The following is a 12,279-nucleotide window of genomic DNA, read 5'->3' as shown; positions in this document are numbered from 1 at the left end:
GAACATTGGTTTCGCCTTTTTATTTTTTGGTTAGGGAGCTTTTATGCATATTGTCTATGTCTCTGATGGTAAAGCAGGGCATCGTTCACAAGCTTTAGGTTTGTTTCAGGCAATGCAAAGACAGCAGGCAAATGCAACTTTTGAGGAAGTTTCGATTCATGACTTGCCTATAGGCTCTTTAATCAAAACACTTTTCTCTTCAAAGCACTCTTTATTTCAACAAGCGCCCGATTTTATATTTGGAGTCGGTAGCCATACGCACTTTCGTGTCTGGTTGTTAGGTAAAATTTTCAAAAAGGCGAAGACAGTTATCTTAATGAAGCCAAATTTACCTATTGCTTGGTTTGACTATGCTGTGATTCCAGAGCACGATGGTATTCCTGCAAATGATCGCGTTATTGTTACACGTGGTGCACTCAATCCAATTCGTAATGAAAATCGCCATCAAGCAGCCAGAGTTTTAATAGCCCTAGGTGGCTCATCTAAACGACATCAATGGAACCAAAATAAAGTAATAAGCAGTGTTCAAAAAATTGTTGAGAATAATGCAGACTCTGAAATTATTCTGACGACTTCACGCCGGACTCCCACAGATTTTATAGATATTTTAAAACAACAAAGCTTTGCCAAGCATTTGCAGATATGCCCGGTTGATCAAACGCCTCAAGGCTGGATTTTTGAAGAAATGCAAAAGGCAGAAGCAGTATGGGTAACAGAAGATAGTGTTTCTATGGTGTATGAGGCGCTTACTGCTGGTTGTCGAGTCGGTGTGATTGCCATGGACAGGCTCAAACAAGATCGTATTACAAATTCGGTTGACGTGTTACTAGAGAAAAATTTTATAGCAAATGTATCTGATATAAATTTGCTTCCTGAAGGACAGGTCTTGCAAGAAGCAAATCGGGTTGTAAATCAGTTAACTAAATGACATTGGCTATCATCGTGACCTGTATCATAGTCGACCTTTTCTGATGTTGCTAAAACTTCTCTTGGATATGTTTTGTATTTTGAATTAAATAACGATTTCTCTTGAGAAATGTTTTTACAGTGAATACCTCTCATATCTAAGAGTGTAGGTAATATATTAATTGAGCTAATTGCGCTACTTTGTTCTTGCGAAAGAATGCTAGCCATCTGTGGATTGTGTTGTTTCCATGAGTTTGAACTCCACATAATTAAAGGAACATCAAAATTATTTTTCATATCTAAATGCAGTGAGCTATTTTCTTTACATTCTCCAAGATTCAGTCCATGGTCAGATGTATAAACTAAATTGGCATCTACATTGGTTGCTTTTAATTTTTGAATGACTTCATTGAGCAGGTAGTCCGTATAAAGTACGGTATTGTCGTAAGTATCTTTAAATTTATTAAATTGCGGTGGATAGCGTTTCGTAAAATCTGCATGTGAACCATAGAGATGCAACACGATGAATTTATGTGGTGTTTTCTCTGCTAATGCTCGGTCAAGTGATTTAAGTAGCTCTTCGTCGTAATGAGTTTCTAGTGATGCTGAATATGAGTGTTGCGTCAAAAAATGGGCTTCTTGAGCAGAAGAAGCATAGGCTGAAACAAGAGAATCATATTCTCCATATTGAGATTGAGCACTAAACCAATAAGTTTTGTAGCCTGCTGCATTGAAAGCATTTACAACAGAAGGGCTTAAATTATCAGTACCGTTTAGCTTTCCTGTTAATAAAGCGGGTACAGACTTACTGGTCATATAAGAACCTGAAATCGCATTATTAAATAACCATAAATCTTGTTTGTATTTTGCCAGATAAGGTGTCGTATTGTTTTTTGCATAGCCAAATAAACTTAAACGGTCACGACGTGCACTTTCACCAATAACCAGTACCGTAGTGGTAGGACGAGTTTCCTTGACTTGCGTGCATTCAATCTTATTTTGTGTTGCGATGAAGTCTTTTACACGCTCTACCTCAAGGCTCGCTGCAGGTAAACCAAGAAGTAAATTTAAAGGATAAGATTGTTTAAAATGACGATATATATTTAGAAACCCTTGATCAGGGTCAGGTGCTTTAAAGTAGCGTTGAATGGGTGAAAAAATAAGACATAAGGCTAAAATACGTAACCATATTGGGGTTTTTAGTCTTTGATTTGGAATAAAATAATAAAAGAAAACTAGAGGAATGATATACGCAATAATCAAACCAATTGCTAAAGGAAAATCTAATGTCGATAAATAAACTTTACCTTCAGTCGTAGAGCTTCCCAGAATTGTGAGCCATACTGAAATTTCAGTTGGAGCGTTATAAGTAATTTCGTAATAAAGTGCAAAAGGGCTTAAGAGATAAATAGGTAAGCTAAACCAGAAAAAACGGCGGTAATGATAAATTAAAAAAACGAAAAAAATAAGCGGATACAAAGCCTTGAAAAAGCCATCACCAGAAATAATGCACGATGGAACAAGGAGCATAAAGCAATAAAGAAAGAACCATAGCTTTCCTGTCTTGAGTCGAAAAATCACGTCAAGCTATTCCAAGTGTAAAAGCGCGATATCATCCTATATTTTGATAACAGGGTCTACATAAAATAAGGCATGATATAATATTTCGATTGATCTCCAGAATTGATGGAATTGTAGAGTTTAGAATGAAAATATTGCATATCGCAAATTTTGGCTTTAATAAACAAGGCGCGCATTTTTACTGCACAGACCGTAAAATTTCTGCCGGATTAATTGAAAATGGCCATTTCGTTTATGATTTTAGTTTTCGTGATATGGCTCGAATGGGTACCATTTTTAAAACAAAAAAACTGGGTGCCAATTGGGCCAATAAAGAAGTCTTAAAAGTCGTTAATAACATTGAACCTGATTTGGTACTCATCGGGCATAGTGATTTAATGAGTCCAGATGTTCTCAGACAGATTAAGGAATCTTATCCAAATACTAAAATTGCATTTTGGTATGTTGATCCGCTTTATCTCGAAAGCAAACTCGACTTTGTTAAAGCATTCTCGCCGTATTTGGATGCTATTTTCTGTACAACTGGTGGCGAATATCTACAAAAATTAAAACAGCCGCATTTAAGTGTAGCCTATCTGCCAAATGTGGGTCATCGTAATGTAGAAACACTACAGCAATTTTCAAACGTTAACACAGATAAGACCTTTATTTTTTGTGGCGTAGTCTATAAAGAACCTGAGCGTGAGAAGTTCTTAAAGGATTTAGCAGATGCATTGCAAAAAGGCCATGTGAACTATCAATATTATGGTTGTTTTGAGCAACTAGGTGTTTACGGTAAAGCGTATTATAAAGTTCTATCTGAAACAAAAATGGGACTTAATTACTCACGCCGTAATGATGTAACTCTGTATAGTTCTGACCGTATTGTACAACTGACCGGTAATGGTTTATTGACTTTTAGCCCAAGAATTCCGGGATTTGAGAAGCTCTACACCGAACAGGAAGTGGTTTACTTTGATGATCAGTTTGACTTGGCCAAGAAGATCCAATTCTTTGATCAAAACCCAGATCAGGCTGAAAAAATAGCGAAAGAGGGTTGGGAGAAAACGCGTAGGTCTTTCAATGCTAAACGCATCACCCAATTTATGGTTGAAGTGACATTTAAGCAGCCCCTTTCAGAAGATTATGAATGGTCACATGAGGTTTATGCATGATGTGGTTTTTGTACGTTGCGGTAGGCCTACTAGCACTTGCTGCACTGTTATATGTGTTGGGTAATTATACTTTCTGGCTTCCGTTTCGTTCGAAAAAACTACCACGCATTGTGATGCTACATCAGGTTACCCCTAAAGATGCAGCTTCTGGTATGAACATGCCTCCTGAAAAGTTTGAACAACTCTTACAGTTGTTGACACGTAAAGGGGCTATCTTCTGTTTTGTCTCTGAGCTTGAACAATATCGTAATCAAAAAAATGTCGTTGCTTTAAGTTTTGATGATGGCTTTATGGATAATTATCTTTATGCCTATCCATTACTTAAAAAATATAATGCAAAGGCAACCATTTATTTGGCAACGCAAATTGAAGGAATTGAAAAGTTAACTCATGAGCAAATCCATGAAATGGCGAATTCTGGTTTGATTGAATTTGGTGCACACACACAACATCATGTGAACTTACTTAAACTTGATGATCAAACTGCTTACGATGAAATGCTTCAGTCTAAGCAAGATGTTGAAGCATTAGTTGGAAAGTGCCCGAGCTTTGCTTATCCATTTGGTCGATTTAACGAAAAACACCAGAAAATGGCTCAAGAGATTGGCTTTAAAAACGCCGTATCGACTCGTAAAAAAATCGAAGCTTACGAAGCTGTTAATCAATTTAATATTCCACGTGTCAGCACGCATGGTGCCATGAATGCTTTACAGATGCGTATCGCCCTTGCTAAAGGACGTTATAAGTTATGAATAAAATTCCATGTAGTGTCTATATTGTCACTTTAAATTGTGGCGCTTGGTTAGAGCGAACTTTGCAAAGTGTAAGTGAGTTTGATGAAGTTATTATTTTAGACTCTGGCAGTACTGATAATACTTATGAAATTGCACAGCATTTTGAAAATACGCAGATTTCTCATCAAGATTGGCAAGGTTATGCTGGGCAAAAAAGTTTGGCTTTAGCAAAATGCAGAAATGATTGGGTACTCAATTTAGATGGCGATGAAGTCTTATCTAACGAGTTAAAACAAGAAATTGTTGAGACTATTCAACTGAACCAACTTGATGCATTAATCACACCGATTAATGATGTGTTTTTAGGTGTTCCCAACAGCAAACATACTAAAAAACATGCAAAGGTGCGTTTTTTTCGCAAGTCTAAAGGGCATTATGATCTTGCCAATAAAGTCCATGAAAATGTGATTGTGGATGGTGAGTCTCAGCGCGCTCAACATGATATTTATCATTATGGCGAGTCGAGCATTTTCGTTAAAGTCGAAAAAAATAACCAGTATTCCAACCTAAAAGCATTAGAGAAATTCCAAAAAGGAAAGTCTCCAAGTGTTGCAAAATTGGTTTTGGTGATGCCAGTGACTTTTATGAAGTCTTATTTTATTCGCCGTAGTTTCTTAAATGGTTGGCGTGGTTTCGTAAATAGTATGATTAATGCGTTTTATGCTTTTTTAAAAGAAGCGAAACTATTTGAACAGACCATGAATAAAGATAAAAAATAAGTAGGCAAGCTATGAAAATTGTTCAGGTATTGGCGACTAGTGGTGGAATAGGTGGTTTAGAGCAGCACACTTTTAATCTTGTTAATGAGCTTGCTTTAAACCATGAAGTACATGTGATTGCACATCCTTGCTATCTAGACAAATTTAGCCAACAAGTACATTTTCATACGGTTGATTTTGCACGTAGCCGTTGGAATATTTTTTTACTCTGGCAACTTAAAAATCTCATTCAGCAAATTCAGCCCGCTATTGTTCATGCACAAGCAGGAAAGGCAGCTGAGCTGATTGCCCGCATCAAGCCATTTTTATCTGGCCCAAAATTTGTGACAACAGTACATGGTACTAAAAAGAATAAATCTGCTTATTTAGCCGGTGATGCGGTTATTGCCGTGAGCCAAGCACTCACGCAAGGCATGCCTGAGTCTAAAGCACATGTGGTTTATAATGGGGTCTATCCTCAACCCGTACTTACAATTGAAAATAAAGAAAAGTTACTTCAATCGATTCAAAAAGATTTTGCTGAGCTAGACACAAGCAAAAAAGTTGTTATGTGTATTGGACGTCTAGAGCCAGTAAAAAATATCAGTTTACTGATTGAGTCGATGCAACAGATTGATGCCAATTTATGGATTATTGGTGATGGTTCACTTCGAGCAAGTATAGAAAAACAAGTCAGTGAATTAAACATGCAAGATCGGGTCGCTTTTCTTGGGTTTAGAACGGATGCTCGAGATCTGGTGCAATTAGCAGATATCGTGGTTTTGTCATCAGATCGTGAAGGTTTTCCACTTGTTATGGTCGAAGCTTTACAGGCTGATAAAGCAATGGCTTCAACCAAAGTGAACGGTGTGATTGAGTGGTTGCCAGAGCAATATCTGTCACAAATTGGAGATGCGCAAGGTTTAGCAAAAGCGATTAAATGTGCGCTTCAACCTGAGGCTCAAAAAGACTTTAGACCTTTATATGCAAAAGCCAAGGCTGAACTGACTGTACCAGCCATGGCTGAGCAGACGCTTAATATTTATAAAGGCCTGCTGAAAACTTAATTATTTTTTGGCGTAAGGCGGATGGCATCAAGTACCACGAAGTTATCTTCGACATTAATGGTATGGCAACCATCATCAGCCTGATTCCAGTCTGGCAAAACCACTTCTAGTAACTTTTCTTCGTAAGCTGTCGGGCTAAGCTGAGTAATTGCCTTTAATTCGATATTGCCGCCATAACGTTTTAAAGAATCTTGGCTTGGTCGAACCAGTTGGCCTTTATAAATAAAAGGTTTACCCGCCATACGAAACTGCTGACTGCCTCGGCACACTGGGTTCATTGGGTGCTCTTGCCAGTTCGGATTTAAAATATCTTCGGTAAAGAATAGATCTAAACGATCACCAAATTTCTTACAATCACGCCGCGTTGAAGTAAAAAGATACCATAAGCCTTCATGATAAAAAGGTGTGCTGTCGACTGCTTCGATATTTTCAATAAGATTCGAATGCTTTTCCCATTTCAGTGGAAATTCAGCGCATTTCCAAAGCTCAATCGTTTTGTTGGCAGAGGTCTCTGGAATCATGTACCAAGTATCTTTTACTTTAAATATACAAGGATAAGAAAGGTGATAGTCGAGTTTTAAAATAGTCTCAGGTGGTGTGTAGGTGCCATCTTTAAAAACCTCCAAGACTGAAAGAAAACCCACAGGATGTTTGTCATCAACTTCTTCAAAAAAAATGAAATGACGACCATTTTCATAAGCATAAAAGCTATCTGCAAATGTAAACTTTTTAGGGGAGTGGATCTCAAAGAGAGAATCTAATTGCTCAAGTGTTGTAAATGGTTGTTCTAACCAGCCAAAACGCATATACCAATGAGAGTCAAAAGATTTTGCTTTTTTTGCTTGTTGGTATTTGTACCATTTTTTTTGAATCAGGCGATTTAGCATTAAATTTTACACTCGATATAACTATAATTAGATAGACTATCCCTGACTCATTTTAACATTTGAATGAAATGAAAAAATATTTAATCAGTATTGAATCTGCTAATAGTGAACGTTTAAAAAAGTTGTACTCTCAAGCAACATTTTACAAATATCGCGATGAATTTAAGCAGTTTGGGGTAATCGGTAAAAATTTAAGCGTCAGTGAATATTTTCAACAAGGTGTAGCAGGCAAGAAAAAACCGATGACGCCTGGCGAGCTTGGTTGTGCCATGTCTCATATTGCTGCACTAAAAGATTTTTTAAACTCCGATGAAGAATATGCAATTATTTTTGAAGATGATGTGATCGAACGTTTTGAAATTGATTTCCAAGACTTAGAAAAACATATTAGTTCTTTGAATCTAGGTCCGTGCTTTTTCCTAAGCTTGGGCGGTATTCAAATGAAAATATGCAATCGTGTTCGAGGAAAGTTTTTACCCGAAGAGTTGTATAACCAAAAAATTCTAAAAGTTGATTACGACTATCTCGAAAAACTAGCGTATGCGTATGCCTATGTTGTAGATCGTAAAATGGCACAAATGTTGGTTGATTATCATCAGCCGATAAAAATTTATGATCACTGGCAAGACCTTGTTGGACGAGGTGATTTCAGTTTTTATGTCAGCTTTTTATTCGACCACCCAATCATCGAAAATAATGATGCGTTAAGTTATTTAGAAAAGGAAAGAAGTTTAATTACACCTATTTCACAAGATGATGGTGATTTGTTACGTTACCTAAGAGTTAAACTAAAGAAATATATACTTAATAAATATATAATTTAGTCGTTTTTTTAGATTTTCTTACTAATTTTATGACTAAGCAAAAAAATATTATTATCGGGTCAGCAACTGGGTACAGTGCTGATCTCATTTCTTCTTTTGTATATTCTTTGGAAAAGACAGACTTTGATGGCATTTTGACTTTAATTATCTATAAAGAGCAAATGCCAGAGTTTGTTAATGCATTTTCAGATATCAAAAATTTTAAAATTGAATTTAAAGTTTCAACTATTGGGAAATTTAAATCAAAGTCAAAATACTCAGGTATTTATAAGTTTAAGTTTATAAAAAATATTCTTAAAAAAATTATTGGATTAACTGTTAATGAAGCAGTTCCTGATTCAAAAATAAAAGCCCTTAAAATCACAGGCTATCCGCATGTGAGTCGCTTTTTTGAATATAAAGAAGTTGTAGAAAGTCATCCTGATGCTTCACATGTGCTTCTCAGCGATGTGCGAGATGTTTTTTTTCAGGATAATCCGTTTAAGGACCTCGGCAGAGGGCTCTTCGTAGGTATGGAAAATCCAGATTATACGATAGGTACTGAGCAATATAATCAAAAATGGATTATCGATGCATATGGAGATGGTTTTTATAATAGTGCAAAAGATGAGCCGGTTTCGTGCTCAGGCGTCACAATTGGGGATATGAACTCGATTAAAGTCTATATCAATAAAATGATTGAAGAGTTCTGCAAACAGCCATATCAAAAAATGTCTGAAAGAATCTATGATCAGGCAATGCACAATAAACTATTAATTACCAATAATTTAGCTGATGTAACTCGCTGTCAGCCATTTGAGTCTATTATTGTAACTCTTGGATTGTATCCAATAGATCAAATTACGATTAATGACCAAGGTCTTATTATCAATCGTAATCAAAAGATCATTCCTATTGTCCATCAGCATGATAGACATCCGGAATTGATACAGTTATGCGATAACTATATTGGGAAATAAATTTTAGGATTATCTAAATTTGATGAGGGAAAGCGGATATTAATTTTTATCCGCATTTCCTTTTAAAACCATATAAATCAGCGCAACAAAAATAAGCAATGCACCTGCTAAGCTACTTACGCAGAAATAAAGAATACGTTGATTTGTAGTGATGTTAAATAATTCATTTGCAAGGATATAGCGCATGAAAAACCATTGCGCAAGAGAGAATACAATTACGATTAAAGCATGTCGACGTACATCAGGGCGCATTGCCATAATGAATCACCAAGGGAGAAAAAGTAGTGATATTATGCCATTTGCCCACTTTCATCTCAATAGAGTATGAATTAACGAAATTATTTAGAAAAAATAAAAATATGAATGAATTGTGAATTTTTATTAACATTAATCGATAGTAAAATCCCTTTTGTTTACTAATACTTTCATTACCTTGTTGATTTTGGCTTGGGGAGACTAATGCAGCCTATTGATTTTGTACTGATTTGGGTAGACTCAACTGATACTAAATGGCAGCAACAATACATATATTATAAATCTAAAGAAGCAAATTTACAGATGACTGAACTCGTTAATGAGTGCCGTTATCGTGACTGGAATAATCTTCATTACTGGTTTAGATCTGTTGAGAAATTTTGTCCTTGGGTACGAAAAATTCATTTAGTCACTTGTGGGCATTTTCCTGAATTTTTAGTCAAAAATCATCCTAAATTGAATTTGGTCACACACGATCAAATCATGGAATCAAACTGTTTACCGACATTTAACTCACATGCTATCGAAATTAATATTCATAAAATTGAGGGATTAGCAGAGCATTTCGTTTATTTTAATGATGATACCTTTATCAATAGGCCTTTAGAGCCTGAGTTTTTCTTTAAAAATGGTTTACCTTGTGATGGTGTACGTTTGCAGCCACTTATGGTCGTAGGTGAGGAAAACTTTCTAGGTGCGGTTGCTCTAACTGATGTTGCGATTATCAATAAACATTTTGATAAAAGAAAATTGTTTAAAAACAATCCTTATGCTCTTTTTAATCATCGCTATTCTATGAGCAATAATTGGGGAAATTTCTTAAGTTTATATAATCGAAAATTTTCAAGTTTCTATAGTACTCATTTGCCTCAACCTTTTTTGAAATCTGTATTTGAAGAGGTTTGGAAAATTGAAGAAGCTTATTTAAAAGAAGTATCAAGTCATCGATTTAGACAGCCTTTAGACGTTAATCAGTATCTTTTTCGGTTGTGGCAATTGTGCTCATCCCGTTTTTATCCTGTAAATATATTTGAACGTGGTCAAAACTTTAACTTAAGGCTACAAAATCTTCCTGAAATTAATAATGTTATTAAGAATGAAAGGCTTCCACAAATTTGTCTAAATGACGATGAACATGTGGTCGATTTTGAAAAGCTTAAAACAGAAATTATTCAAATTTTTGATCAAAAATTTAAAAAGCTCTCAAGTTTTGAAAAAGAAGTATCTCATTAAAATTTGAAAATTAATTAATAAAAAACCCTGCATAAGCAGGGTTTTTTAATTTGAAAATCTAAAAAATTATTTAGATTCTTCAGCTTTTGGCTTTTCACGTAAGCGGATGCCCAAGTCACGAAGCTGATTTGCTTCAACAGGAGCAGGAGCTTGAGTAAGTGGACATTCAGCAGTTTTCGTTTTAGGGAATGCAATAACATCACGAATAGAAGTCGCGCCAGTCATTAACATTACTAAACGGTCAAGACCAAATGCCAAACCACCGTGAGGAGGAGCGCCGTAACGAAGTGCGTTAAGTAGGAAGCTGAATTTCTCTTCTGCTTCTTCATCAGAAATACCAAGCGCTTCAAAAATCGCTTTTTGCATTTCTAATGTATAAATACGTAGAGAGCCACCACCAACTTCAGTACCGTTCAATACCATGTCGTAAGCAACAGAAAGTGCTTCACCTGGATTGCTCTTCACTTCTTCTACGCTTGATTTTGGTAGAGTGAATGGATGGTGAACAGAAGTCCATTTGCCATCGTCAGTTTCTTCAAACATTGGGAAGTCAACAACCCAAAGTGGAGCCCACTCACAAGTTGAAAGATTCAAATCATGGCCAATCTTCACACGAAGAGCACCCATTGCATCATTTACAACTTTAGCTTTATCAGCACCGAAGAATACGATATCGCCATCTTGCGCACCAACACGTGCCAATAGTTCAAGTACGATCGGTTCAATGAATTTCACGATTGGAGATTGAAGACCTTCAATTCCTTTAGCGAGTTCATTAACTTTGATGTAAGCTAAACCTTTTGCACCATAGATGCCAACGAATTTGGTGTATTCATCAATTGCACTACGTGGCAATGATGCTGCGCCTGGAACACGTAAGGCAACAATACGACCTTTAGGATCTTTTGCAGGACCAGCAAATACTTTGAACTCAACTTCTTGCATTAAGTCAGCAACGTCAACGAGTTTCAACGGAATACGCATATCAGGTTTGTCTGATGCATAGTCACGCATTGCATCTGCGTAAGTCATACGTTGGAATTTATCGAATTTAACGCCAAGAAGTTCATCGAACATCTTCACAGTCAGGACTTCCATTAAGTCCATAATGTCATCGTCACTCATGAACGATGTTTCAACGTCGATTTGAGTAAATTCTGGTTGACGATCAGCACGTAAGTCTTCGTCACGGAAACATTTCGCGATTTGGTAGTAACGATCAATACCACCCACCATCAACAATTGTTTGAATAATTGTGGTGATTGTGGAAGTGCATAGAAACTGCCATTTTGTACACGACTTGGTACTAAGTAGTCACGCGCACCTTCAGGTGTTGCACGTGTCAAAATAGGTGTTTCAACGTCTAAGAAACCATTATCTTCGAAATAGTTACGAATAAGATTGGTCAATTTAGAACGGAAGCGTAAACGATCCAACATTTCAGGACGACGAATATCTAAGAAACGATATTTCAAACGAATTTCTTCAGAAATATTGGTATTTTCATCATTTAACGGGAATGGAGGTGTTTCTGAAGCGGCAAGAACTTCGATGTCTTTACCCAAAACTTCAATTTGACCACTCACCATATTGGCATTTTCAGTACCTTCATAACGGCGACGAACACGACCTGTAATTTTTAATACATATTCAGAACGTGCTTTATCTGCAGTTGCAAATGCTTCTGGAGTATCCGGGTCAATAACCACTTGAACGAGACCATCACGGTCACGCATATCAAGGAAAATAACACCGCCATGGTCACGGCGACGATGTACCCAACCGCATAGTGTAACGGTTTGGTCGATTTGGGCTTCAGTTAAAGAGCCACAGTAATGAGTTCGCATCATAATGAAGATTATCCAAACTATATTGGCTGAAAAGACGGATGCGTAAACCGCGCACCGTCAAAAAAAATAA

Annotated in this window: 12 protein-coding genes; 8 read left to right on the top strand and 4 right to left on the bottom strand. The window is 36.5% G+C overall.

What is annotated here, in order from left to right:
• Positions 1–43: 43 nt before the first annotated feature.
• The gene (locus WA249_RS04245) at positions 44–928 is read left to right on the top strand and encodes a mitochondrial fission ELM1 family protein (protein WP_336166609.1); all 885 of its coding nucleotides are present in this window, start codon (positions 44–46) and stop codon (positions 926–928) included.
• Here the strand turns inward: WA249_RS04245 and WA249_RS04240 are convergent.
• The gene (locus tag WA249_RS04240) at positions 913–2,487 is read right to left on the bottom strand and encodes a phosphoethanolamine transferase (protein ID WP_336166608.1); all 1,575 of its coding nucleotides are present in this window, start codon (positions 2,485–2,487) and stop codon (positions 913–915) included. The two genes, WA249_RS04245 and WA249_RS04240, sit on opposite strands and share 16 nt — an antisense overlap.
• Before the next feature lie 125 nt (positions 2,488–2,612).
• Here WA249_RS04240 and WA249_RS04235 point away from each other — a divergent pair, with 125 nt between their 5' ends.
• From WA249_RS04235 to WA249_RS04220, 4 genes are read left to right on the top strand one after another with little or no spacing between them, the layout of a single operon-like run.
• Positions 2,613–3,641: a glycosyltransferase gene (locus WA249_RS04235; protein ID WP_336166607.1), complete on the top strand. Its 1,029-nt coding sequence runs from the start codon at positions 2,613–2,615 to the stop codon at positions 3,639–3,641.
• Entirely contained in the window at positions 3,638–4,393 is a 756-nt protein-coding gene (locus WA249_RS04230) for a polysaccharide deacetylase family protein (protein ID WP_336166606.1), read from the top strand. Before WA249_RS04235 ends, WA249_RS04230 begins: the two co-directional genes overlap by 4 nt.
• On the top strand, positions 4,390–5,154 hold the full coding sequence (locus WA249_RS04225) for a glycosyltransferase family 2 protein (protein WP_336166605.1): 765 nt from the start codon (positions 4,390–4,392) through the stop codon (positions 5,152–5,154). The genes WA249_RS04230 and WA249_RS04225 overlap by 4 nt, the downstream gene beginning before the upstream one ends.
• A gap of 11 nt (positions 5,155–5,165) precedes the next feature.
• Complete coding sequence (locus WA249_RS04220; protein ID WP_336166604.1) at positions 5,166–6,200, top strand: glycosyltransferase; 1,035 nt, start codon at positions 5,166–5,168, stop codon at positions 6,198–6,200.
• Here the strand turns inward: WA249_RS04220 and ghy are convergent.
• On the bottom strand, positions 6,197–7,087 hold the full coding sequence (gene ghy / locus WA249_RS04215; RefSeq protein WP_336166603.1) for a glycosyl hydrolase Ghy: 891 nt from the start codon (positions 7,085–7,087) through the stop codon (positions 6,197–6,199). The two genes, WA249_RS04220 and ghy, sit on opposite strands and share 4 nt — an antisense overlap.
• A gap of 68 nt (positions 7,088–7,155) precedes the next feature.
• Here ghy and WA249_RS04210 point away from each other — a divergent pair, with 68 nt between their 5' ends.
• Together WA249_RS04210 and WA249_RS04205 are read left to right on the top strand one after the other, a co-directional pair.
• Positions 7,156–7,911: a glycosyltransferase family 25 protein gene (locus WA249_RS04210; protein WP_252611871.1), complete on the top strand. Its 756-nt coding sequence runs from the start codon at positions 7,156–7,158 to the stop codon at positions 7,909–7,911.
• Between the two features lie 29 nt (positions 7,912–7,940).
• Positions 7,941–8,870, top strand: coding sequence for a lipooligosaccharide outer core biosynthesis glycosyltransferase GtrOC6 (locus tag WA249_RS04205; protein WP_336166602.1), 930 nt, complete (start codon positions 7,941–7,943; stop codon positions 8,868–8,870).
• A 39-nt stretch (positions 8,871–8,909) separates the two neighbouring features.
• Here the strand turns inward: WA249_RS04205 and WA249_RS04200 are convergent, their stop codons facing one another.
• Positions 8,910–9,128, bottom strand: coding sequence for a hypothetical protein (locus WA249_RS04200; RefSeq protein WP_004789113.1), 219 nt, complete (start codon positions 9,126–9,128; stop codon positions 8,910–8,912).
• 201 nt (positions 9,129–9,329) lie between these two features.
• On the opposite strand from WA249_RS04200, the gene WA249_RS04195 reads away from it, so the two are divergent.
• Positions 9,330–10,358, top strand: coding sequence for a stealth conserved region 3 domain-containing protein (locus WA249_RS04195; RefSeq protein WP_336166601.1), 1,029 nt, complete (start codon positions 9,330–9,332; stop codon positions 10,356–10,358).
• Positions 10,359–10,424: 66 nt separating this feature from the next.
• Here WA249_RS04195 and aspS read toward each other — a convergent pair whose 3' ends face one another.
• The gene (gene aspS, locus WA249_RS04190; RefSeq protein ID WP_017392427.1) at positions 10,425–12,209 is read right to left on the bottom strand and encodes an aspartate--tRNA ligase; all 1,785 of its coding nucleotides are present in this window, start codon (positions 12,207–12,209) and stop codon (positions 10,425–10,427) included.
• Positions 12,210–12,279 lie beyond the last annotated feature (70 nt).

Source organism: Acinetobacter sp. 161(2023) (assembly GCF_037027805.1).
GTDB lineage: Bacteria > Pseudomonadota > Gammaproteobacteria > Pseudomonadales > Moraxellaceae > Acinetobacter.
This window is presented reverse-complemented; position numbering and strand designations above follow the sequence as displayed.

Excerpts from the sequence above, each read along its gene's own strand:
- WA249_RS04195 (WP_336166601.1), top strand. The coding sequence starts at position 9,330 with ATGCAGCCTATTGATTTTGTACTGATTTGGGTAGACTCAACTGATACT.
- WA249_RS04210 (WP_252611871.1), top strand. The coding sequence starts at position 7,156 with ATGAAAAAATATTTAATCAGTATTGAATCTGCTAATAGTGAACGTTTA.
- WA249_RS04245 (WP_336166609.1), top strand. The coding sequence starts at position 44 with ATGCATATTGTCTATGTCTCTGATGGTAAAGCAGGGCATCGTTCACAA.
- WA249_RS04200 (WP_004789113.1), bottom strand. The coding sequence starts at position 9,128 with ATGGCAATGCGCCCTGATGTACGTCGACATGCTTTAATCGTAATTGTA.
- WA249_RS04205 (WP_336166602.1), top strand. The coding sequence starts at position 7,941 with ATGACTAAGCAAAAAAATATTATTATCGGGTCAGCAACTGGGTACAGT.
- WA249_RS04230 (WP_336166606.1), top strand. The coding sequence starts at position 3,638 with ATGATGTGGTTTTTGTACGTTGCGGTAGGCCTACTAGCACTTGCTGCA.
- aspS (WP_017392427.1), bottom strand. The coding sequence starts at position 12,209 with ATGATGCGAACTCATTACTGTGGCTCTTTAACTGAAGCCCAAATCGAC.
- WA249_RS04220 (WP_336166604.1), top strand. The coding sequence starts at position 5,166 with ATGAAAATTGTTCAGGTATTGGCGACTAGTGGTGGAATAGGTGGTTTA.
- WA249_RS04235 (WP_336166607.1), top strand. The coding sequence starts at position 2,613 with ATGAAAATATTGCATATCGCAAATTTTGGCTTTAATAAACAAGGCGCG.
- ghy (WP_336166603.1), bottom strand. The coding sequence starts at position 7,087 with ATGCTAAATCGCCTGATTCAAAAAAAATGGTACAAATACCAACAAGCA.
- WA249_RS04225 (WP_336166605.1), top strand. The coding sequence starts at position 4,390 with ATGAATAAAATTCCATGTAGTGTCTATATTGTCACTTTAAATTGTGGC.